A 21,093-nucleotide genomic window follows, 5' to 3' on the forward strand; every position below is an offset into this window, starting at 1 on the left:
AGGGATTATGTCAGCCCATCCTCTCCTGTGCCACCCCAAATAGTGACGACACGAGAACAATATGGCAGTCTTGCCGCCTGACGACGAAAAATAACGAGGAAACGTTTATGACAATTGTGCGCATTGATGCCGAAGCCCGCTGGTCTGATGTGGTGATCCATAACCAGACGCTCTACTACACCGGCGTACCGGCTAACCTGGATGCGGATGCGTTCGAGCAGACGGCTAACACCCTGGCACAGATTGACGCGGTGCTGGAAAAACAGGGCAGCGACAAATCCCGCATTCTGGATGCGACGATTTTCCTGGCAAACAAAGAGGATTTCGCGGCGATGAACAAAGCCTGGGATGCATGGGTGGTGGCGGGTCACGCGCCTGTACGCTGCACCGTACAGGCCACGCTGATGAAGCCGGAATATAAGGTAGAGATTAAGATTATCGCGGCGGTGTAAGCCCGATTATTCTTCTGGATCTTCATCTTCGAAACGCGCCACGATCCGCTCGCCGGAATGACTGGCGCGAATCTCCTCTGCGACAACCGTAATCGCCTGTCCGCTGCTCATCCCCTGGGACATCAGTTCCTGAATTCGCTCAACCGCTTTCTGCTGCTGTTCATGGCTCAGAGAAGGTAAACCTGCAAACATCGTCAACTCCTGCTAAATTATTCGCGCTAATTATTTCACGCTGCCCGGTAGTATGCCACACATGAACATGCGCTTCCCCACTGTTATTACCTTGCCCTGGCGTGCAGACGCCGCTGAATTCTGGTTTGCCCGCCTGAGCCATCTTCCGTTTGCGATGCTGCTGCATTCCGGCCATGCGGACCATCCCTATAGCCGCTTCGATATTCTGGTGGCCGATCCGCTAAAGACGCTAACAACCGATGACCTGTCGTTAACGGACGATCCCCTGAAGCAGCTGCAGCAAGCCATTAACGCGCTGGGCTTATCTGCCGCGCCGAACCCGGACCTCCCTTTCCAGGGCGGCGCGCTGGGCCTGTTTGGTTACGATCTGGGTCGCCGTTTCGAAACGCTGCCGGAGCATGCGCAGGCTGATATTTCCCTGCCAGACATGGCCGTGGGGCTGTATGACTGGGCGTTAATAGTCGATCACCAGAAAAAAACGGTTTCCCTGCTGAGCCATCATGACGTGCAGGCGCGTCTGGCGTGGCTTGAGGCGCAACAGCCTGCACCGGCACAGACGTTTACGTTGACCTCCGGCTGGCGCTCAAATATGAGCGCGGCGGAGTACGCCGAAAAATTCGCGCGCGTTCAGGCGTATCTGCAAAGCGGTGACTGCTACCAGGTTAACCTCGCCCAGCGCTTCCAGGCGACATACCGTGGAGACGAGTGGCAGGCGTTTACCCGTCTTAATGCCAGCAATAAGGCCCCGTTCAGCGCGTTTGTCCGTCTGGAACGGGGGGCCATACTCAGCCTGTCACCCGAGCGCTTTATTCATCTGGCTGAGGGCATGATTCAAACCCGTCCGATTAAAGGCACTCTGCCGCGTCTTGCCGCTCCCGACGCCGATCGCCAGCAGGCGGAAAAACTCGCCGCCTCGCCGAAAGACCGCGCCGAGAACCTGATGATTGTCGATCTGATGCGTAACGACATTGGCCGCGTCGCTGAACCGGGCAGCGTGCGCGTGCCGGAACTGTTTATCGTCGAGCCTTTCCCGGCGGTGCATCATCTGGTCAGCACCATTACCGCGCGTCTCCCTGCCTCTCGCACCGCCTGCGATCTTCTGCGCGCGGCGTTTCCGGGCGGCTCCATCACCGGCGCGCCAAAGGTACGGGCGATGGAGATCATTGATGAGCTGGAGCCGCACCGCCGCAACGCCTGGTGCGGCAGCATCGGCTATATCAGTCTGTGCGGCACCATGGATACCAGCATTACCATTCGCACGCTGACGGCCTGCGACGGAAACCTTTACTGCTCGGCCGGAGGCGGCATTGTTGCCGATAGCCAGGTCGATGCGGAATATCAGGAAACCTTTGATAAAGTTAACCGTATCCTGAAACAACTGGAGTAATCACGGGTGGAAAAAGAGAACCTGACGCTGGACGATTTTTTATCTCGCTTTCAGCTATTACGACCGCAGGTCAACCGCGAAGCGCTGAACCAGCGTCAGGCGGCCGTGCTGATCCCGGTCGTGCGTCGCGCGCAGCCGGGCCTGCTGCTCACCCAGCGTTCTCCCCATTTACGCAAGCACGCGGGTCAGGTCGCCTTTCCGGGTGGCGCGGTAGACAGCTCCGACGCCTCGCTGATTGCCGCCGCGCTTCGTGAAGCGCAGGAAGAGGTGGCCATTCCGCCGGAGGCGGTGGAGGTTATCGGCGTGCTGCCGCCCGTCGACAGCGTCACCGGTTTTCAGGTCACGCCGGTGGTGGGCATTATCCCGCCCGGCCTGCAGTATCACGCCAGCGTCGATGAGGTGTCCGCGGTGTTTGAAATGCCGCTTGAAGAGGCGCTTCGGCTAAGCCGTTATCATCCGCTGGATATCCATCGTCGCGGGCATGACCATCGGGTCTGGTTGTCCTGGTATCAGCATTATTTTGTCTGGGGCATGACGGCGGGCATCATTCGCGAACTGGCGCTGCAAATCGGCCTGAAACCTTGACTATACTTTACATTCCACCCTTTTTCGCAGGTTTGCGATCCGCGTCGCGCTATTAGCAAAACCCATCGTTAACCATTAGTTTAATTCATGTGAATAGTTAAGCCGAGGTCGGTGTTCCCTCTTACACTATGCGCAGTTATAACATCGTTACTGGAACCCCGGTAACCCTGTCAGGAGTGTGAAAGTGATTAGTATATTCGACATGTTCAAAGTGGGAATTGGCCCTTCGTCTTCCCATACTGTTGGCCCGATGAAGGCCGGTAAACAGTTCGTCGATGATCTGGTCGAAAAAGGATTACTGGAAAGCGTTACCCGTGTCGCCGTGGATGTTTACGGCTCGCTGTCATTAACGGGTAAAGGCCACCACACCGATATCGCCATTATTATGGGTCTGGCAGGCAATATGCCGGATACCGTAGATATTGATGCCATCCCGGCATTCATCCGCGACGTGGAAACACGCGGCCGCCTGCTGCTGGCAAACGGCCAGCAGGAAGTCGATTTCCCGCAGGATGACGGCATGCGTTTCCGTAGCGACAACCTGCCGCTGCATGAAAACGGCATGACCATTCACGCTTACAGCGGTGAAAAAGAGATTTACAGCAAAACGTACTACTCCATCGGCGGTGGCTTCATCGTGGATGAAGAGCATTTTGGCAAAGACAGCGTCGGCGACGTCAGCGTACCGTACCCGTTCAAATCGGCTACCGAGATGCTGGGCTACTGCAAAGAGACCGGTCTTTCACTGTCCGGCATGGTGATGCAGAACGAACTGGCCCTGCACAGCAAAAAAGAGATTGAAGACTATTTTGCGAACGTCTGGCAAACCATGCGCGCCTGTATCGACCGCGGGATGAACACCGAAGGCGTTCTGCCGGGTCCACTGCGCGTACCGCGTCGTGCCTCTGCCCTGCGCCGTATGCTGGTGACCACGGACAAGTTCTCCAACGACCCGATGAACGTGGTCGACTGGGTAAACATGTTTGCCCTGGCGGTTAACGAAGAGAACGCCGCAGGTGGACGCGTCGTGACGGCGCCAACCAACGGCGCCTGCGGTATCGTTCCGGCAGTGCTGGCGTATTACGATCACTTTATTGAACCCGTGACGCCGGACATCTACATCCGCTATTTCCTTGCGGCAGGTGCCATCGGTGCGCTGTACAAAATGAACGCCTCCATCTCCGGTGCGGAAGTGGGCTGTCAGGGTGAAGTGGGCGTTGCCTGCTCCATGGCGGCGGCAGGTCTGGCAGAGCTGCTGGGCGCAAGCCCTGAGCAGGTTTGCGTGGCGGCGGAAATCGGTATGGAACATAACCTCGGTCTGACCTGTGACCCGGTCGCGGGCCAGGTGCAGGTGCCGTGCATCGAGCGTAACGCGATTGCCTCGGTGAAAGCCATCAACGCCTCACGTATGGCGATGCGCCGTACCAGCGAACCTCGCGTATCGCTGGATAAGGTGATTGAAACCATGTACGAAACCGGCAAGGACATGAACGCGAAATACCGCGAGACGTCCCGCGGTGGCCTGGCCATTAAGGTGCAGTGCGACTAATACTGCCTTTCGCCCATCTGCAACGGATGGGCGAATTTCCCTCTTCTTTCTCGTCTCCTTCTGCTTTCCCCACTACACTTTTACTGTTGCGTCCGGCTTTTGTGGCTGGTGGCTTATCAGGCGACCGTTCATGCAAACTGCACAAACGATCATTAAAAACTATCGCCGAAAACGCGTTATCGTCTGTGTCACGGTTGCGCTCCTCACGCTCATCCTGACGTTAGGCATTCGCTTCATTTCACAGCGCAATGTTAACCAACAGCGGATCCTCGATTTTACCAGCCACACCGTACGCGCCCTTGATAACGTCCTGCTTTCTTTAGAGAACCGCCGCAGCGTGCTGCAGCCCCTGGTAGGGCAGCCCTGCCCGCAGGCGCACCTGGCGCTGCGAAAGCAGGCCGCCATTTTGCAGACGGTACGCTCCATCGCCCTGATTAACGAGGGTATCCTGTATTGCTCAAGTATTTTCGGGAGCCGCAACGTGCCCGTTCGCGACTTCCTGAAAGAACTCCCAGCCAGCACGGCGAAGCTGATTTTATCGAGCGACCAGTGGCTGCTTAAGGGTAGCCCGATATTGATCCAGTGGTATCCCGTCTCACAGGATGGTGAAGCTGGCGTTATCGAAATCATCAATATCGATCTGATCGCCAAAATGATCCTCGAGCCCCAGCGCCCGCTCATCAATGACGTGGCGCTGACCGTAGGCGATCGCTTTCTGCGCTATGGACAACGCGTCAGCGACAGCCTGACGTTTGATGAAGAGGGCTCTCTTTTCCAGCAATCGTCAACCCGAAATCCTTTTACCATTACGGTCAGCGGGCCAGGCCCTGGAGAGTTAGCCTTAAAAAGCCTGCCAGCCCAGCTGCCGCTTGGACTCATGCTCAGCCTGCTGCTGGGCTATCTCGCCTGGCTGGCAACGGCAAACCGGATGAGCTTTACGTGGGAGATCGATATGGGCATTGCGGCGCGGGAATTTGAGCTTTTCTGCCAGCCGCTGGTGAATGCCCGTACCCAGGCGTGCACCGGCGTGGAGATCCTGCTGCGCTGGAATAACCCACGTCAGGGTTGGATCACCCCGGAGGTGTTTATCCCTCTGGCAGAAGAACATAACCAGATTGTCCCCCTGACCCGCTATGTCATCGCCGAAACGGTGCGCCAGATAGGCTACTTCCCTTCCAGCGCCGGTTTTCACATTGGTATTAACGTCGCCGCCAGCCATTTTCGTCACGCGGCATTGATACAGGACCTGAACCGCCTCTGGTTCAGCGCCGGTCCGCGCCAGCAGCTGGTGATTGAACTCACGGAACGGGATGCGCTGCTGGATGCGGATTATCGCATCGTGCGCGAACTGCATCGCAAAGGGGTGAAGCTCGCCATCGACGATTTTGGTACCGGGAACAGCTCCCTCTCCTGGCTTGAAAAGCTTCACCCGGACGTGCTGAAAATCGACCAGTCGTTTACCACCGCCATCGGTACCGACGCCGTGAACTCGACGGTGACGGATATGATTATTGCGCTGGGTCAGCGGCTGAATATCGAACTGGTTGCTGAAGGGGTCGAGACGGAGGAGCAGGCGCGCTACTTGCGCCGCCATGGCGTGCCTGTCCTGCAGGGGTTTTTCTATGCGCGGCCCATGCCGCTACGGGATTTTCCGAAGTGGCTGGCGGGAAGTTCATCCCCGCCAGCGCATCATAACGGGCACATCGTGCCCTTAATGCCGCTGCGCTAAGCCGGCTTACTCATCTTCGTCGTGGGCTGATTGTTCTTTAACAATGCGAACCATATCAACGCGATAGTCGTTGGCTTCAACGATCGTAATGTGCAGCGGCGCCAGCTCGATCACATCGCCGACGCGCGGGATTTGCCCGTTAACGGCGATCACCAGACCGGCAACGGTCGCGATGTCTTCTTCATCGTTGATCACGTTTTCCAGCCCCAGCGTGTGCGAGAGCGCGTGCAGGTCGGTGGTACCTTTAACCAGCCAGCCTTCACCGTCGGCAACGATCTCAGGCGTTTCGTCGGCATCCGGGAATTCACCGGCAATCGCTTCAAGCACGTCCAGCGGCGTGACCAGCCCCTGCACCACGCCAAACTCGTTGGTGACGATAACAAAGCTACCGCGAGCGCGGCGCAGCACCCCGAGCAGGTTGATAGGATCCAGCGTTTCCGGCACGACAATCGCAGGCGACGCGGCAGCAACGGCTTCCACGTTCACGCCCTCTTCCAGGGCCACCAGCATCTCTTTTGCCCGCACGACGCCGATGATCTCATCCAGCTCTCCGCGACACACCGGGAACAGGCTGTGCGGAGAAGAGAGCAGCTGCTGGCGAATTTCATCGACGCTCAGGTTTGCATCAACCCAGCTGATCTCCCCGCGCGGCGTCATGATGCCGCGCAGCGAACGGGAGGCCAGGGAGAGCACGCCGTTAATCATGTAGCGCTCTTGTTCCACAAACGCCCCTTCCGGGACCGGAACCGGGTTATGGTTTTCGGAATCAGACTGGACGTTCACCTGACGACGACCGCCCATCAGGCGCAGAATCGCGTCTGCGGTACGGGCGCGCAGCGGCTGATTCGACTGCTGCTTAATAAAGTTACGGCGCGCAATCTGGTTGAACAGCTCGATCAGAATCGAGAAGCCAATCGCGGCGTACAGGTAGCCTTTCGGAATATGGAAGCCAAAACCTTCCGCCACCAGGCTCAGACCAATCATCAGCAGGAAGCTCAGACACAGCACGACCACCGTCGGATGCTGGTTGACGAAGCGCGTCAGCGGCTTCGAGGCCAGCAGCATGACCGCCATCGCAATAACGACAGCCGCCATCATTACCGGCAGATGATTCACCATGCCGACCGCCGTGATCACCGCATCCAGCGAGAAGACCGCATCAAGCACCACAATCTGCAGCACCACCACCCAGAAGCTGGCATAGCCTTTACCGTGCCCATCATCGTGTTGACGGTTTTCCAGCCGCTCGTGTAGCTCCGTCGTCGCTTTGAAAAGCAGGAATATCCCCCCGATCAGCATGATTAAATCACGCCCGGAGAAGGTGTAATCCATGACGGAGAACAGCGGTTTGGTCAACGTGACCATCCAGGAGATGACGGAGAGCAGCCCCAGTCGCATAACCAGCGCCAGTGAGAGACCAATCAGACGCGCTTTATCACGCTGTTTTGGCGGCAGTTTGTCCGCAAGGATGGCGATAAACACCAGGTTATCAATGCCGAGAACAATCTCCAGCACCACCAGCGTGAGCAATCCCACCCAGATTGACGGGTCCATTAAGAATTCCATGACAAGCTCCTGCTAAAGGAATGACGAAACGGTGCCCCACTCAACGTGGGCAAAACAGAGGTAAACAGAGTCGATACGTGGCGAGGATCGCCGGTGAATAAGGCGCGAAATGGCCTGGTTGATGACTGACGTCGGTGACGGTCCATATAGTGGGCTGTAACCCTATACTCCTGAACGATTAAACGGAGGCTAAACATATCAGAGACACTGTGTTTTTAGCAAAGATTTACGTTCCTTTGCAAAGTTCTGTAACACAGCGGCTTTACGCTACAGATAAATCTGTAACCCGTGGCTAAATTACGGATCTTCATCACATAAATTATTTTTTCACTATCTAAAATAATTCGCGGAAGTCTTAGTTTTTTTGAACTCTAACCCTTATCTGAATCGATTCGGTTCGCCAATACGATTCTCAGTACGACTGCCTGGCAGACGTATTAATGATAATAAAAGGAGGTAGCAAGTGACCATTGCTATTGTCATAGGCACACATGGTTGGGCTGCTGAGCAGCTACTCAAAACGGCAGAGATGCTGTTGGGCGAGCAGGAAAACGTCGGCTGGATCGATTTCGTTCCCGGTGAAAACGCCGAGACGCTGATAGAGAAGTACAACGCTCAACTCGCAAAGCTGGATACCAGCAAAGGCGTGCTGTTTCTCGTTGATACATGGGGCGGCAGCCCGTTCAATGCCGCCAGCCGCATTGTCGTCGATAAAGAGCACTATGAAGTAGTCGCCGGGGTGAATATTCCCATGCTGGTGGAAACCTTCATGGCTCGCGACGACAATCCGGCGTTCGATGAGCTGGTGGCGCTGGCCGTTGAAACCGGTCGCGAAGGGGTAAAAGCTCTGAAGGCGCAGCCGGTTGAAAAACCTGCCCCTGCACCTGCAGCGGCACCAAAAGCGGCAGCACCGGCAAAACCGATGGGTCCGAACGATTACATGGTCATTGGCCTTGCGCGTATTGATGACCGCTTAATCCACGGCCAGGTGGCCACGCGCTGGACCAAAGAGACCAACGTTCGACGCATTATCGTGGTCAGCGACGAAGTTGCCGCCGATACCGTTCGTAAAACCCTTCTGACTCAGGTTGCTCCTCCTGGCGTTACCGCGCACGTCGTGGATGTCGCCAAGATGATCCGCGTTTACAACAACCCGAAATACGCGGGTGAACGCGTGATGCTCCTGTTCACTAACCCGACAGACGTTGAGCGCATTGTTGAAGGCGGCGTGAAAATCACCTCCGTGAACATTGGTGGTATGGCATTCCGTCAGGGCAAAACGCAGGTCAACAACGCCATTTCAGTCGATGCGAAAGATATCGAGGCATTCAACAAGCTGAATGCGCGCGGTATTGAACTGGAAGCCCGTAAGGTTTCTACGGATCAAAAACTGAAAATGATGGATTTGATCGGCAAAGTTGGGAAATAAGCCCGCGCCGGTTCTCATATAAAGCTTATGTAATAGGAGAAGTGCAATGGAGATTACCACTCTTCAGATTGTGCTGGTGTTCGTCGTCGCATGTATTGCGGGTATGGAATCCGTACTTGATGAATTTCAGTTCCACCGCCCTCTGGTGGCCTGTACGCTGATTGGGGCCGTTCTGGGTGACATGAAAACCGGTATCATCATCGGTGGTACCCTGGAAATGATCGCCCTGGGCTGGATGAACATCGGCGCGGCGGTTGCGCCCGATGCGGCGCTGGCCTCTATCATTTCGACCGTTCTGGTTATTGCTGGTCACCAGAGTATTGGTGCCGGTATCGCCCTGGCGATACCGCTGGCTGCAGCAGGCCAGGTTCTGACCATCATCGTTCGTACTATCACCGTTGCCTTCCAGCACGCGGCGGATAAGGCGGCCGAAAACGGCAACCTCACGGCACTGTCGTGGATCCACGTTTCATCCCTGTTCCTGCAGGCGATGCGTATCGCGATCCCGGCGGTTATCGTGGCGATCTCTGTTGGTACCAGTGAAGTGCAGAGCATGCTGAACGCCATTCCAGAAGTGGTCACCGGCGGTCTGAACATCGCGGGCGGCATGATCGTGGTCGTCGGTTATGCGATGGTCATCAACATGATGCGCGCAGGCTATCTGATGCCGTTCTTCTACCTCGGCTTCGTGACCGCTGCCTTCACCAACTTCAACCTGGTTGCACTGGGTGTGATTGGTGCGGTAATGGCGATTCTCTACATCCAGCTCAGCCCGAAATATAACCGCGTCGCGGGTGCCCCAGCGCAGGCTGCTGGTAACAACGATCTCGATAACGAACTGGACTAGCAGGTGAGCGAAATGGTTGATATGACAAAAACTACCACCGAGAAAAAACTCACTCCGGGTGATATTCGTGGCGTGTTCATCCGTTCTAACCTGTTTCAGGGTTCATGGAACTTCGAACGTATGCAGGCGCTGGGCTTCTGCTTCTCCATGGTGCCGGCGATCAAGCGCCTGTACCCGGAAAACAACGAAGCACGCCGTCAGGCGATCAAGCGTCACCTGGAATTCTTTAACACCCATCCTTACGTAGCGGCTCCGGTTCTGGGCGTAACGCTGGCGATGGAAGAACAGCGTGCGAACGGCGCAGAGATTGACGACGGTGCTATCAACGGTATCAAAGTCGGCCTGATGGGTCCGCTGGCCGGTGTCGGTGACCCAATCTTCTGGGGTACCGTGCGTCCGGTCTTCGCGGCGCTGGGTGCCGGTATCGCGATGAGCGGCAGCCTGCTTGGCCCGCTGCTGTTCTTCATCCTGTTCAACGCCGTGCGCCTGCTGACCCGTTACTACGGTGTGGCCTACGGCTACCGTAAAGGGGTGGACATCGTTAAGGACATGGGCGGCGGCTTCCTGCAGAAACTGACTGAGGGGGCGTCAATCCTCGGCCTGTTTGTCATGGGGGCGCTGGTTAACAAGTGGACGCACGTGAACATCCCGCTGGTGGTATCGACCATCACCGGTCAGGATGGTCAGACGCGCGTCACCACCGTGCAGACGATTCTGGACCAGCTGATGCCGGGCCTGGTACCGCTGCTGTTGACCTTCGCCTGCATGTGGCTGCTGCGTAAGAAAGTGAACCCGCTGTGGATTATCGTTGGCTTCTTCGTCATCGGTATCGCGGGCTACGCTGTCGGCCTGCTGGGTCTGTAAGTTTCAATGCTATAGGCCGGGGGCTTGCCCCCGGTTTTTTTATCTGGAGGATGAATGACTGTCACGGACATCGTACTGGTTTTATTTATTGCTGCCCTTCTGGCTTACGCGATCTATGACGAGTTCATCATGCCACGCCGCCACGGCGAGACGCTGCTCTCCCTTCCCCTTCTGCGACGCGGGCGCGTGGATGCGTTTATCTTCGCAGGTCTCATCATTATTCTTATTTACAATAACGTCACTAGCCATGGTGCAATATTAACCACATGGTTATTATGTGCGCTGGCATTAATGGCGGTTTATCTGTTCTGGATCCGCACGCCGAAAATCATTTTTAAATCCCGCGGATTTTTCTTCGCCAATGTGTGGATAGAATATAACCGTATTAAAGAGATGAATTTATCCGAAGACGGTGTGCTGGTGATGCAATTAGAACAACGCCGCCTGCTTATTCGGGTGAAGAATATTGACGACTTGGAAAAAATATACAACTTACTTCTTAAAACTCAATGATTTGAATATATAGCAATGGCTATATTCTGTGTTTATCTTGTGCAAGAAATATAGCCTAAGCTATATCCTTTTCGTTAATTTGCTCTCTATTTTTTAACGATAATTTCACGCTTAAAGACAAATGAAAATCGTTATCAACAAGTATTTTAAATAATGCTTCTCCATTGTTGTTTTATATTCTCAAAATATGTTAAGGTTGCGCCCGTCGTTGGGGAGTAGCCGATTTCCTGCTCGCAGGAAATGTACGTGTCAACATACTCGTTGAAAAACGTGGCGCGTACGGATCGCTGACAGCACATCTTATGTGCGGTGCGATCAGGCGAGACCATAGATACATCAACTGCTGTTCACTGGGGGCAGTGATGTGTCATATGGATATCCCCGGTCTGGACGCTGTTATGAATATCTCCGCTACGATCCTCCTCGCTTTTGGCATGTCCATGGACGCTTTTGCGGCTTCCATCGGAAAAGGCGCCACGCTCCACAAACCTAAGTTCTCAGAAGCCCTGCGTACCGGCCTCATTTTTGGCGCTATCGAAACGCTGACGCCGCTTATCGGCTGGGGTCTTGGCATGCTCGCCAGCCAGTTCGTGCTGGAGTGGAACCACTGGATTGCCTTCGTACTGCTGGTGTTTCTCGGTGGCCGAATGGTGATAGAAGGTTTTCGCGGCGGTGATGATGAAGACGAAGAGCCGCAGCACCGTCACGGGTTCTGGCTGCTGGTCACCACGGCGATTGCCACCAGCCTTGATGCGATGGCCGTCGGTGTCGGTCTGGCATTCCTGCAGGTCAATATTATCGCCACCGCGCTGGCCATCGGCTGCGCAACGCTGATTATGTCCACGCTGGGCATGATGGTTGGACGGTTTATCGGCCCGCTGCTGGGTAAACGCGCCGAGATCCTGGGTGGAATTGTGCTGATTGGCATTGGTGCCCAGATCCTCTGGGCACACTTCGCAGGTTAATCTTCGCGCTGCCAGACGTGGATACTGAAATCCGTCTGGCAGTCAAATGTAGAGTGTGTAGCTAGCGCTTCCCATACTTCCGGTTTTGCCCGCCATGCGAACGGCGTCATCTGCAGCAGCGCGGTGGCCTCTTCGCCTTTCAGCGTCATTTCATACGCCACGGTTTGCTCCTGCTTAAGGGTAAAACCGGACAGCTGTTCAGAATGAGGGGCATGCAGACGCACTTCGTCGTAGATCAGCCCTTTCAGCTCCATCAGATGACGCGGGCCCGGCGTTACGGTGACTACCCATCCGCCCGGTTTCACCACGCGAGACAGCTCTTCCGCCTTGCAGGGCGCGTAAATGCGGATAACCGCATCCATGCTGGCATCGTCAAACGGCAGCCGGTGGCTGGATGCCACGCAGAACGTCACGTCAGCGTAACGCTTTGCCGCCGCGCGAATGGCCACTTTCGACACGTCCAGACCGAATGTCAACGCGCCCTTCTCACGTGCGATCTGGGCAAAGCGTGCGGTGTAGTACCCTTCCCCGCAGCCGATATCGAGCATGGCGGTGGCTGAACCCGGCAGGATGTCATTCAGCATCTGCGCGACAGTCTCCCGCAGCGGCAGATAGTGCCCGACATCCAGAAACGCACGACGCGCCTGCATCATCTCTGCACTGTCGCCTGGATCGCGGGAGCGCTTATGCTGCACCGGCAGAAGATTCACGTAGCCTTCTTTTGCCATATCAAACTGATGCCCCTGCGGACAGGTATAGCTTTTATCTGAATGCATCAGGGGGGCGTGGCAAAGAGGACAGCTGAAGGACATGGTGACTCCGGAGCATAATCAAAGGGCGAAGTGTACCGCTATTCGCCCTGGTTATAAACGCCCGGTTAACGCATAACGATAAGGTGATCGGAACCCGCCGGTAACCCGTCAGGTTTCACATTCTCCAGACGCAGCACGTTGCCCATAATCTCGCTGAAGACAGGTGCGGAAACGGCACCGCCGTAATAGGCACCATTTTGCGGATCGTTAATCACCACCACCAGGGCAAAGCGCGGATCGCTGGCGGGCGCAACGCCGGCCGTATACGCAACGTATTTATCGACGTACTTCCCGCTGTCGTCAATTTTCTTCGCCGTACCGGTTTTCACCGCCACCCGGTAATCGCGAACGGCGGCCTTAACGCCCCCGCCGCCGGGCAGCGCAACGCTCTCCATCATGTGCTCCACTTCGTGCGCGATCTCTTCCGGCATGACGCGGTGCCCGATAACGGGTGGATCGATACGCGTAATCGAGAGAGGTCGCTCAAGCCCGAAGCCGCCGATCGTGGCGTAGACGTGCGCCAGCTGGAGCGGCGTCACCATCAGCCCGTAGCCGAAGGCAAAGGTCGCACGATCGAGCTGGCTCCAGTATTTACGATTTGGCAACAGCCCCGCGCTCTCGCCCGTTAAGCCAAGCCCCGTATTCGTGCCAAATCCAAAGTTGCGATAGGTATCAATAAGATGCTGGACAGGCATTGCCAGGGAGAGTCGTGACACGCCGGTGTCGCTCGATTTTTGCAGGATCCCGGTCATCGTCAGTTCAGGATAATAGCCCACGTCGCGGATACGATGCCTGTCAAGGGTATACGGGTGAGTGTCAATCACGCTGTCCGGCTGGACCAGGCCCTGCTGCAGGGCCGTCATCAGCACCAGCGGCTTGACCGTCGAACCGGGCTCGAACGTATCGCTGATGGCGCGATTGCGGAAATCGTTTATCGTCGCGCCTTCCCGATTATTGGGGTTGAAATCCGGATAGCTCGCCATGGCGAGTATTTCCCCGGTTGGGATATTAATTAGCACCGATGCACCAGACTCGGCCTTGTTCCAGGCCACGGCATTATCGAGCGCATCTTCGGTGATGGTTTGCAGCCGCTCGTCGATACTTAACTGGATGTTATGCGCCGGTGCAGGCGCCACTTCCGTCAGGTTTTCAACCACGCGACCGTATCGGTCTTCCCTTACCTGCCGCACACCCGGCTTGCCGGTCAGCTGCGCGTTAAAGCTTTTTTCCACGCCTTCAATGCCCTGCCCGTCAATATTGGTGAAGCCAATCAGGTTCGCTGCCACATGGCCGGCAGGATAAAAACGGCGGGATTCATCGCGTAAATTGATGCCGGGCAGATTCAGCTTATCGATCCACTTCGCCTGAGCAGGATCGACCTGACGGGCAAGATAAATAAAACGCCCCTGCGGGTTGGCGTTGATTCGCGCCGAAAGTGTGCCCAGGGAGAGATGCAGCGCATTTGCCAACGCCTGCCAGCGTTCGTCAATGCCAACGCCCCCTTTTGCCAGCACCGTTTTAGGGTCGGCCCAGACGGCCCGGACGGGCACGCTCACCGCCAGGGGGCGACCTTCACGATCCATTATCATGCCCCGCGGCGCATCAATCGCCAGCTGGCGGAGGGATCGCATATCTTCCTGCTTCACCAGGTTGTCAGGCTTGATGATTTGCAGCCAGGCAACGCGGCCCAGCAAAAAAGCCAGACTACAAAAAATAGCTAAACAGAGCAGCACAAAACGCGCCGGCGTGAAATTGCCAGCGGTCGTTATCATTTTCTTCTTCACCTGAACCCCAGGACTGTTAAACAACGCCCTGATTTAACGGGAAAAGATGGGGTTAAGGTGGCAAAACAGTGCTACTAACCTCGCAGCTTTGCAACAAGTTACTAACAAGACCGCGAATGGTAATATTTTGAAAGATAAGGAACATAAAAAAGCCCCGCGTTATGCGAGGCTTTATGTCTGAGATTGAAGTGCTAAGCGCTTCAGTCAGCAGCGGTTCGATCAGATAGCAGTTACGTTAACTGCAGCTGGGCCTTTCTGGCCATCCTGAATTTCGAACTCAACGTTCTGGCCTTCAGCCAGAGTTTTGAAGCCGTTACCCTGGATTGCAGAGAAGTGTACGAACACGTCTTTGCTGCCGTCAGCAGGAGTAATGAAACCAAAACCTTTAGACTCGTTGAACCACTTAACTTGACCTTTAATCTTTGCCATTTTGCAAAATTCCTTAGAGTGTTTTCTTAGCCCGCAGGCATTAACTGAGATAAAACTGAGACATTACTGCATGAGGCACTAATATAAGGTTCGGCAGAGAAGCGGTATTCAACGACAACGTGTTTACTCAGGACTTCTTTACTGAAAATGCCACACATAAACAGAACTGTACCTCGTTTGACCCAAAACGTGTTATCACACACTATGTTTAATATGGCAAGCCATTTTTAAACATGTCTCGATCCGCCGCACAAATTCGAACAGTGCCTGTCAGGTTTTGCACAATTATGCGCATCACTTACAGACAGCTCTGCTGCGTAACAAAGACCCAGCGTTGCTTTCACAAGCGCTGTAATCTAAGACTTTTTTAACATAGCTCAATGATTACGAAGCGTCCAGCAAACGGGAAAAGAAATCTTACGTCCTGATTGAGTTAGAACAATTTGTGAAAACTTATGCTTAAATCATTGTAACGCGACCAAATTGTTTCAGAGAAAAAACACTGTTAATAACCCGCGCCGACCTGTATTAAAATGCACCAACTAATAAACAGTGTTATGCACCAAAATAATGAAATTTTTATGACTCTGCATCAAAAGAAGGCAAGCAAAACGTTTCGATAAAAATAAAACATTCCTGAACGCGTTTACAGACAGAATATATGCACTACGTTATCGCTTCGTTTATAAGGATAAATATTCACCAACTTTCAGTATCCTGAAAGAATGATTAACTGGTGCTAAATTATCTAGCGCGTCAGTTAACTCCCGCACAGGTTCATCAAGGGCTTCATCTGCCAGTTCAAACACGCCCCAGTGAATGGGAAACGCCAGAGGGCAGCCCAGCTGCTGCCACAATGCCACCGCAGATTGCGGATCCATATGATGGACAGCCATGAACCATCGTGGAGCATAGGCACCTATTGGTAACGCGGCAGCATCGATATGGCCAAGGCGTTCAGGTATCAATAGCAGTTCAGGCGAATACCCCGTATCTCCGCTGAACCAGAAACGATGATGTCGACCTTCCATAACCCAGCCGCACCATAATGAGCGATTGCGGTTCCATGGCGTGCGCATACTCCAGTGCTGTGCCGGTACGGCGGTTAGCGTCATCCCCTGCCAGGTGAAGCTCTGCCACCAGTCGAGCTCAACCACGCGTTTTCCCCCCCGGCGGCGAAACCAGGCGGCCAGGCCCAGCGGAACAAAAAAACTGACCTCGGGGAAGCGTTTGAGAATACGGCGAATGGTCGCGTCATCAAGATGATCGTAATGATTATGGGAGATGACGACCGCATCAAGCTGATGGAGTTGATCGACTGACAGAGCGGGAGGCGTTTTGCGCTGTGGTCCCAGGAAAGGGAGTGGAGAAGCGCGCCGTGAAAAAACCGGATCAGTAAGGATGATATTGCCGTCCAGCTGCAGCATCACGCTGGCGTGTCCCAGCCACCATACCCCATCTTCATGAGGTTGCGTAAGCTCAACCGGTTGCCACCACTGTTGGATAAAGTCTTCATAACCCAGCGCGGGTGGCTTCGGTAAACCGGCCTCTTTACGCGCTTTGCGCCAACGGTCAAGGTCGCCGGGTTGATGTCCGACAGGATCGGTATTACGAAAACCGTTCGGAGTGTGATGTTTCAGGGAGGGGTCATACCAGGGATTTTTCCAGACCACAGCCACCTCCCGGACAAAAGATTAACGCTCAGCCACCAGGCGGATAAAGTCGTCTTCGTCTTTGTTATCTTCAGCGACCGCGTCTTTCGGCGCGTCTTTCTCTTCCGGTTCGTTAGCCTCACACAGACGGCGCAGCAGCGCATTCTGACGTTTTTGCTGATCGAGCAGCGCTTCCAGCAGTTCAATCTGCTCGTTAGTACGGGAACTGGCGCGGTTCACGAAAAACCAGATGACCAGGCCCACAAGCAGAACAACCAAAGAAATCAACAGGGATGCCATATTCAGCAGCCCTGAATTCAGTAACTCACCCATTTCACCACCTCAATAAAAACGTCTATTTTACCACTGGCGCGAAGGAAGGAAATCACCTTGAGAAAAAATGCGTATTACCACGGAATAAACTTATTGATTGCGCAAACGCCGCTAAAAAACTGTACATCCTGATCGCACATCACATTGATCGTCTGCGTCCATAACACCACGCACGCTATCAGCACGATAATCAGAATTACCCAGCGTATTTTTTTCACTCCACACTCCGTCTAAAAACCTGATGTAACGAGGTTATCACGCTTATCTTAAACAAGGACTAACTGTACCGCCATCGCGCTTTTTTTCAGAATCCTGCACTTGTTTCATCGTGTAAACCGTTTACGCTAGCTTTATGATAACAACGACAAAAGAGGTTAATGATGCGCTTCATCATTCGAACAATTATTGCGCTGGCCATCGTCTGGATTGGCCTTCTGCTCACAGGTTACGGTGTGCTCGTGGGAAGCACCGAGAACGCAGCCGGGTTAGGGATTCAATGTAAATATTTAACAGCACAGGGCGTGAGCACTGCGCAGTATCTTCATACGGACAGCGGGATCGTTGGCTTGACCCACTGTCCGGTCCTGCGTAAGACATCCGTCGTGATTGATAATGGCTAATCGGCCGGTGAAATGTCTGGCAAAAAAAACGCCGCAACAGAGCGGCGTTTTTTTTATACGAGCAGAGGTTAAAACGGGTAGTCGTGGTAACCCATCTGTTCAGAAATCTTACGTGCGGCAGTGTGCAGAATAGCCACATATTCATGCAGGCGCTCTTCGGAGAAGCGTAAGGTCGGGAAGGAGATACTCAAGCCCGCGATCACAACCCCAAAGCGGTCAAATACCGGAACGCCGATGCAGCGAAGCCCCTCTTCCTGCTCTTCGTTATCTTCGCCATAGCCCTGTTCGCGTACGCGATCGAGCACCGTTAACAGCGCGTCCGTGCTGGTAATGGTTCGGGAAGTACTTTGCTTGTATTCCACGCCTTCGAGGATCTGCTTCACTTCTTCACGATCGCGCCACGCCAGCAGAACCTTACCAATCGCGGTACTGTAGAGCGGGTTGCGACGACCAATGCGCGAATACATGCGCAGATTGTACATGGAGTCGATTTTATGGATGTAAACAATGCTGTCTTCATCCAGCGCGCCGAGATGGATGGTCTCTTTGGTCAGGCGAGAGATCTCACGCATCTGGATATCAGCGCTGCGGATCAGGTCAACATTTTGTAGCGCACGGGCGCCCAGCTCAAACAGCTTCAGCGTCAGAGAGTATTTTTCAGATTCACCTTCCTGGGCTACGTAGCCCAGCGACTTCATGGTTTGCAAAAAGCGATATACGGTGCTTTTAGACATCATCACGCGCTGCGACAACTCTGTAATACCTATTTCACGCTCTTCCCCCAGCGCCTGTAAGATGCCAAAAACCTTCAGCACGGAAGAAACAGAATCTGGCTGTTTATCCAAATCCGCAATAGCCATTTACCACCTCATAGAGAGTGTTTTATAAAAATCAGAACCGGTTTTTATTATAAGTTCCCGTCATGTCACCTGCAATCAATCCGCGTTTACTTCGTTACAAATCTGCGACATATCGCGGCTGTAACAATGCTAAAATAGTTACCCTGAGAATAATTTCACGCTGAGCTTTTTTAATCCTAATGGAAAAGACCCTTTCCGATGGCCTGCCTTTACCCCAGCGGTATGGCGCTATAGCGACCATCATTATTGGTATCTCAATAGCCGTCCTTGACGGCGCAATCGCGAACGTTGCCCTGCCAACCATCGCCAGCGACCTGCATGCCTCTCCCGCCAGTTCGATATGGATCGTTAACGCCTATCAGATTGCGATTGTGGTTTCCCTGCTCTCGTTCTCTTTCCTGGGCGATATGTTCGGTTACCGTCGGGTGTATCAGTGCGGTCTGGTGGTTTTCACCTTCACGTCCTTGCTATGCGCCCTTTCAGATTCACTGCATACCCTGACGCTTGCCCGCATTGCGCAGGGTTTTGGCGGCGCGGCGCTCATGAGCGTAAACACGGCGTTGATCCGCTTAATTTACCCGCAGCGTCATCTGGGGCGAGGCATGGGGATAAACTCGTTTATTGTCGCCGTCTCTTCCGCCGCCGGGCCAACCATAGCGGCGGCGATCCTTTCCGTTGCGTCATGGCAATGGCTGTTTGCTATTAACGTGCCGCTGGGCATTGTCGCCATCTTCTTTGCCCTGCGCTTTCTTCCCGCTAACGGTCCCAAAAGCACCATGCCGCGCTTCGATGTGGCGAGTGCGGTGATGAATGCCCTGACCTTTGGCCTGCTGATTACGGCGCTGAGCGGCTTTGCGCAGGGACAGTCCCTGATGCTTACCGGCGCGGAGCTCATCGCCCTGCTGGCGATCGGCTTCTTCTTTGTTCGCCGCCAGCTCACTCTCCCCGTGCCTTTGCTGCCGGTCGATCTGCTGCGTATTCCCCTCTTTTCCCTCTCTATTTGCACGTCAGTCTGCTCGTTCTGCGCCCAAATGCTGGCCCTGGTTTCTCTGCCCTTCTTTCTGCAGAGCGTGGTCGGCCGTTCAGAAGTGGAGACCGGCCTGCTGTTAACCCCCTGGCCGCTGGCGACCATGGTGATGGCTCCGCTGGCAGGTTACTTAATTGAACGCGTCCATGCCGGTTTACTGGGAGCATTGGGGCTTGCGGTGATGGCGACAGGCCTTTTCGCGCTGGCTCTGCTACCGTCCTCGCCAACCGATCTGGACATCATCTGGCGCATGATCCTGTGCGGCGCAGGGTTTGGCCTGTTCCAGTCCCCTAACAATCACACCATTATCACCTCCGCGCCGCGCCATCGCAGCGGTGGTGCCAGCGGCATGCTGGGGACCGCGCGCCTTCTGGGACAAAGCAGCGGCGCAGCGCTGGTCGCCCTGATGTTTAACCTCGTCGGACAAAACGGCAACCACGTTGCGCTTCTCACCGCGGGAGCCCTTGCTTCCCTCGCGGCGGTCGTCAGCGGCCTGCGGGTGACCCAGCCCAAAGTTCAGGCATAAAAAAAGCCGGGCGGAGTGTTCTCCTGCCCGGCTTATTAGGGTTCTTAGCGTTACTTCAGGTATTCCCCACTGCGCAGCGCTTCGATACGTTTATCCAGCGGCGGGTGAGACATAAACAGCTCGCTGAGCGATTTGGATTTACCGTTAATGCAGAAGGCCATCATGCTGTTCGCTTCCTGCGGCTCGTAGCTGGTTTTCAGACGCTGCAGCGCGGCAATCATCTTCTCACGACCAACCAGCTTCGCCGAGCCGGCATCCGCGTGGAATTCACGGTGGCGGGAGAACCACATGGTGATGATGCTGGCCAGAATACCGAATACCAGTTCCAGAACCATCGAAACGGCGAAGTAGATCAGCGGGTTGCCGTTGCTCTCTTCACCTTCGTCACGGTTGCCGCCCATAAAGCCTGCCGCGATCTGCGCCAGAATACGGGAGATGAAGATCACAAAGGTGTTCACCACGCCCTGAATCAGGGTCATGGTCACCATGTCACCGTTGGCGATATGGCTGATTTCGTGGGCAATAACCGCTTCGGCTTCGTCACGGCTCATGTTCTGCAGCAATCCGGTGCTGACGGCAACCAGTGACGCATCGCGACGGGCGCCCGTCGCGAAAGCGTTGATGTCCGGGGCATGGTAAATCGCCACCTGCGGCATGGCGATCCCGGCCTGACGGGATTGCTGAGCCACCGTATTCATCAGCCACTGTTCCATATCGTTACGCGGCTGTTCAATAACCTCACCACCCACCGATTTCAGTGCCATCCACTTCGACATCAGCAGGGAGATGAACGAGCCACCAAAACCAAACAGCAGCGCCATAATCAACAGACCCTGAACGCTGCTCGACTGAATTCCTGTCAGGCTTAGCACGAGCCCGAAAACCACCATGACCGCCAGGTTGGTGAGCAGGAAGAGCGCGATTCGCATCATAATTTTCTTTTTACCTCAGTTTAACAAAACGCACTATGCG

Annotated in this window: 23 protein-coding genes, 1 pseudogene and 1 riboswitch; of the genes and pseudogenes, 12 read left to right on the forward strand and 12 right to left on the reverse strand. The window is 54.7% G+C overall.

Going from position 1 to position 21,093, the window contains the following annotated elements; all coding sequences use genetic code 11:
• Positions 1 to 107: 107 nt before the first annotated feature.
• Complete coding sequence (locus NWV12_RS13235) at positions 108 to 452, forward strand: RidA family protein (RefSeq protein WP_023312193.1); 345 nt, start codon at positions 108 to 110, stop codon at positions 450 to 452.
• A 6-nt stretch (positions 453 to 458) separates the two neighbouring features.
• On the opposite strand, the gene NWV12_RS13240 is transcribed toward NWV12_RS13235, so the two are convergent.
• Complete coding sequence (locus NWV12_RS13240) at positions 459 to 644, reverse strand: YoaH family protein (protein WP_048979887.1); 186 nt, start codon at positions 642 to 644, stop codon at positions 459 to 461.
• A gap of 61 nt (positions 645 to 705) precedes the next feature.
• On the opposite strand from NWV12_RS13240, the gene pabB reads away from it, so the two are divergent.
• The 4 genes from pabB to NWV12_RS13260 all read left to right on the forward strand — a co-directional run bounded on the left by pabB (position 706) and on the right by NWV12_RS13260 (position 5,894).
• Positions 706 to 2,031 (forward strand): aminodeoxychorismate synthase component 1, encoded by a 1,326-nt coding sequence (pabB, locus tag NWV12_RS13245; RefSeq protein WP_048979889.1) that lies wholly within the window; start codon positions 706 to 708, stop codon positions 2,029 to 2,031.
• A gap of 6 nt (positions 2,032 to 2,037) precedes the next feature.
• On the forward strand, positions 2,038 to 2,616 hold the full coding sequence (locus tag NWV12_RS13250; protein WP_023312196.1) for a CoA pyrophosphatase: 579 nt from the start codon (positions 2,038 to 2,040) through the stop codon (positions 2,614 to 2,616).
• A 184-nt stretch (positions 2,617 to 2,800) separates the two neighbouring features.
• Entirely contained in the window at positions 2,801 to 4,165 is a 1,365-nt protein-coding gene (sdaA, locus tag NWV12_RS13255; RefSeq protein WP_023312197.1) for an L-serine ammonia-lyase, read from the forward strand.
• Between the two features lie 130 nt (positions 4,166 to 4,295).
• Positions 4,296 to 5,894, forward strand: coding sequence for a cyclic diguanylate phosphodiesterase (locus NWV12_RS13260; RefSeq protein WP_048979890.1), 1,599 nt, complete (start codon positions 4,296 to 4,298; stop codon positions 5,892 to 5,894).
• A 6-nt stretch (positions 5,895 to 5,900) separates the two neighbouring features.
• On the opposite strand, the gene yoaE is transcribed toward NWV12_RS13260, so the two are convergent.
• Both yoaE and NWV12_RS22125 read right to left on the reverse strand, forming a co-directional pair.
• Positions 5,901 to 7,460 (reverse strand): CNNM family cation transport protein YoaE, encoded by a 1,560-nt coding sequence (gene yoaE, locus NWV12_RS13265; protein ID WP_033145827.1) that lies wholly within the window; start codon positions 7,458 to 7,460, stop codon positions 5,901 to 5,903.
• Positions 7,448 to 7,657, reverse strand: coding sequence for a hypothetical protein (locus tag NWV12_RS22125; protein WP_372584218.1), 210 nt, complete (start codon positions 7,655 to 7,657; stop codon positions 7,448 to 7,450). The genes yoaE and NWV12_RS22125 overlap by 13 nt, the downstream gene beginning before the upstream one ends.
• 266 nt (positions 7,658 to 7,923) lie before the next feature.
• Here NWV12_RS22125 and manX point away from each other — a divergent pair, with 266 nt between their 5' ends.
• The 5 genes from manX to mntP all read left to right on the forward strand — a co-directional run bounded on the left by manX (position 7,924) and on the right by mntP (position 12,078).
• A complete protein-coding gene (gene manX / locus NWV12_RS13270) occupies positions 7,924 to 8,889 on the forward strand; it encodes a PTS mannose transporter subunit IIAB (protein ID WP_032658500.1) in 966 nt (321 codons plus the stop codon).
• Between the two features lie 46 nt (positions 8,890 to 8,935).
• Complete coding sequence (gene manY / locus NWV12_RS13275; RefSeq protein ID WP_008500490.1) at positions 8,936 to 9,736, forward strand: PTS mannose transporter subunit IIC; 801 nt, start codon at positions 8,936 to 8,938, stop codon at positions 9,734 to 9,736.
• Positions 9,737 to 9,748: 12 nt separating this feature from the next.
• Positions 9,749 to 10,600: a PTS mannose transporter subunit IID gene (locus NWV12_RS13280; RefSeq protein WP_006810994.1), complete on the forward strand. Its 852-nt coding sequence runs from the start codon at positions 9,749 to 9,751 to the stop codon at positions 10,598 to 10,600.
• Between the two features lie 54 nt (positions 10,601 to 10,654).
• Positions 10,655 to 11,113 carry a DUF986 family protein gene (locus NWV12_RS13285; protein ID WP_045887985.1) on the forward strand — a complete coding sequence of 153 codons (459 nt, stop codon included), beginning with the start codon at positions 10,655 to 10,657 and terminating at the stop codon, positions 11,111 to 11,113.
• Positions 11,114 to 11,311: 198 nt separating this feature from the next.
• Positions 11,312 to 11,501: riboswitch (yybP-ykoY riboswitch) on the forward strand.
• Between the two features lie 10 nt (positions 11,502 to 11,511).
• Positions 11,512 to 12,078, forward strand: coding sequence for a manganese efflux pump MntP (gene mntP, locus NWV12_RS13290; RefSeq protein ID WP_029741998.1), 567 nt, complete (start codon positions 11,512 to 11,514; stop codon positions 12,076 to 12,078).
• Here the strand turns inward: mntP and rlmA are convergent.
• The 7 genes and pseudogenes from rlmA to mgrB all read right to left on the reverse strand — a co-directional run bounded on the left by rlmA (position 12,075) and on the right by mgrB (position 17,306).
• Positions 12,075 to 12,890, reverse strand: a complete 816-nt coding sequence (gene rlmA / locus NWV12_RS13295; RefSeq protein ID WP_048979894.1) for a 23S rRNA (guanine(745)-N(1))-methyltransferase — start codon at positions 12,888 to 12,890, stop codon at positions 12,075 to 12,077. The two genes, mntP and rlmA, sit on opposite strands and share 4 nt — an antisense overlap.
• A gap of 65 nt (positions 12,891 to 12,955) precedes the next feature.
• Positions 12,956 to 14,662 carry a peptidoglycan glycosyltransferase FtsI gene (gene ftsI, locus NWV12_RS13300; RefSeq protein ID WP_075204799.1) on the reverse strand — a complete coding sequence of 569 codons (1,707 nt, stop codon included), beginning with the start codon at positions 14,660 to 14,662 and terminating at the stop codon, positions 12,956 to 12,958.
• 231 nt (positions 14,663 to 14,893) lie between these two features.
• Entirely contained in the window at positions 14,894 to 15,103 is a 210-nt protein-coding gene (gene cspE / locus NWV12_RS13305; protein ID WP_001062678.1) for a transcription antiterminator/RNA stability regulator CspE, read from the reverse strand.
• A 13-nt stretch (positions 15,104 to 15,116) separates the two neighbouring features.
• Positions 15,117 to 15,261, reverse strand: a pseudogene (locus NWV12_RS13310) (DUF2627 domain-containing protein).
• Positions 15,262 to 15,786: 525 nt separating this feature from the next.
• Complete coding sequence (locus NWV12_RS13315; protein WP_048979897.1) at positions 15,787 to 16,776, reverse strand: MBL fold hydrolase; 990 nt, start codon at positions 16,774 to 16,776, stop codon at positions 15,787 to 15,789.
• A 21-nt stretch (positions 16,777 to 16,797) separates the two neighbouring features.
• Positions 16,798 to 17,088, reverse strand: coding sequence for a YebO family protein (locus tag NWV12_RS13320; RefSeq protein ID WP_048979899.1), 291 nt, complete (start codon positions 17,086 to 17,088; stop codon positions 16,798 to 16,800).
• Between the two features lie 74 nt (positions 17,089 to 17,162).
• On the reverse strand, positions 17,163 to 17,306 hold the full coding sequence (mgrB, locus tag NWV12_RS13325) for a PhoP/PhoQ regulator MgrB (protein WP_006175995.1): 144 nt from the start codon (positions 17,304 to 17,306) through the stop codon (positions 17,163 to 17,165).
• A gap of 162 nt (positions 17,307 to 17,468) precedes the next feature.
• Between mgrB and NWV12_RS13330 the strand changes: the two genes are divergently transcribed.
• Complete coding sequence (locus tag NWV12_RS13330) at positions 17,469 to 17,708, forward strand: YobH family protein (protein WP_033145832.1); 240 nt, start codon at positions 17,469 to 17,471, stop codon at positions 17,706 to 17,708.
• 68 nt (positions 17,709 to 17,776) lie between these two features.
• Here the strand turns inward: NWV12_RS13330 and kdgR are convergent, their stop codons facing one another.
• Entirely contained in the window at positions 17,777 to 18,568 is a 792-nt protein-coding gene (gene kdgR, locus NWV12_RS13335) for a DNA-binding transcriptional regulator KdgR (RefSeq protein ID WP_023312208.1), read from the reverse strand.
• A 179-nt stretch (positions 18,569 to 18,747) separates the two neighbouring features.
• Between kdgR and NWV12_RS13340 the strand changes: the two genes are divergently transcribed.
• Complete coding sequence (locus NWV12_RS13340; RefSeq protein ID WP_048979900.1) at positions 18,748 to 20,121, forward strand: MFS transporter; 1,374 nt, start codon at positions 18,748 to 18,750, stop codon at positions 20,119 to 20,121.
• Between the two features lie 50 nt (positions 20,122 to 20,171).
• Here NWV12_RS13340 and htpX read toward each other — a convergent pair whose 3' ends face one another.
• Positions 20,172 to 21,053, reverse strand: coding sequence for a protease HtpX (gene htpX, locus NWV12_RS13345; RefSeq protein WP_014884290.1), 882 nt, complete (start codon positions 21,051 to 21,053; stop codon positions 20,172 to 20,174).
• Positions 21,054 to 21,093: the final 40 nt, after the last annotated feature.

It is taken from the genome of Enterobacter sp. Crenshaw (assembly GCF_024734705.1).
GTDB classification, from domain to species: domain Bacteria; phylum Pseudomonadota; class Gammaproteobacteria; order Enterobacterales; family Enterobacteriaceae; genus Enterobacter; species Enterobacter asburiae_B.

Excerpts from the sequence above, each read along its gene's own strand:
- NWV12_RS13260 (WP_048979890.1), top strand. The coding sequence starts at position 4,296 with ATGCAAACTGCACAAACGATCATTAAAAACTATCGCCGAAAACGCGTT.
- NWV12_RS13235 (WP_023312193.1), top strand. The coding sequence starts at position 108 with ATGACAATTGTGCGCATTGATGCCGAAGCCCGCTGGTCTGATGTGGTG.
- ftsI (WP_075204799.1), bottom strand. The coding sequence starts at position 14,662 with ATGATAACGACCGCTGGCAATTTCACGCCGGCGCGTTTTGTGCTGCTC.
- pabB (WP_048979889.1), top strand. The coding sequence starts at position 706 with ATGAACATGCGCTTCCCCACTGTTATTACCTTGCCCTGGCGTGCAGAC.
- NWV12_RS13320 (WP_048979899.1), bottom strand. The coding sequence starts at position 17,088 with ATGGGTGAGTTACTGAATTCAGGGCTGCTGAATATGGCATCCCTGTTG.
- mntP (WP_029741998.1), top strand. The coding sequence starts at position 11,512 with ATGAATATCTCCGCTACGATCCTCCTCGCTTTTGGCATGTCCATGGAC.
- NWV12_RS13285 (WP_045887985.1), top strand. The coding sequence starts at position 10,655 with ATGACTGTCACGGACATCGTACTGGTTTTATTTATTGCTGCCCTTCTG.
- rlmA (WP_048979894.1), bottom strand. The coding sequence starts at position 12,890 with ATGTCCTTCAGCTGTCCTCTTTGCCACGCCCCCCTGATGCATTCAGAT.
- NWV12_RS13280 (WP_006810994.1), top strand. The coding sequence starts at position 9,749 with ATGGTTGATATGACAAAAACTACCACCGAGAAAAAACTCACTCCGGGT.
- yoaE (WP_033145827.1), bottom strand. The coding sequence starts at position 7,460 with ATGGAATTCTTAATGGACCCGTCAATCTGGGTGGGATTGCTCACGCTG.
- kdgR (WP_023312208.1), bottom strand. The coding sequence starts at position 18,568 with ATGGCTATTGCGGATTTGGATAAACAGCCAGATTCTGTTTCTTCCGTG.
- cspE (WP_001062678.1), bottom strand. The coding sequence starts at position 15,103 with ATGGCAAAGATTAAAGGTCAAGTTAAGTGGTTCAACGAGTCTAAAGGT.
- NWV12_RS13240 (WP_048979887.1), bottom strand. The coding sequence starts at position 644 with ATGTTTGCAGGTTTACCTTCTCTGAGCCATGAACAGCAGCAGAAAGCG.
- NWV12_RS13330 (WP_033145832.1), top strand. The coding sequence starts at position 17,469 with ATGCGCTTCATCATTCGAACAATTATTGCGCTGGCCATCGTCTGGATT.
- manY (WP_008500490.1), top strand. The coding sequence starts at position 8,936 with ATGGAGATTACCACTCTTCAGATTGTGCTGGTGTTCGTCGTCGCATGT.
- NWV12_RS13340 (WP_048979900.1), top strand. The coding sequence starts at position 18,748 with ATGGAAAAGACCCTTTCCGATGGCCTGCCTTTACCCCAGCGGTATGGC.
- htpX (WP_014884290.1), bottom strand. The coding sequence starts at position 21,053 with ATGATGCGAATCGCGCTCTTCCTGCTCACCAACCTGGCGGTCATGGTG.
- NWV12_RS22125 (WP_372584218.1), bottom strand. The coding sequence starts at position 7,657 with ATGTTTAGCCTCCGTTTAATCGTTCAGGAGTATAGGGTTACAGCCCAC.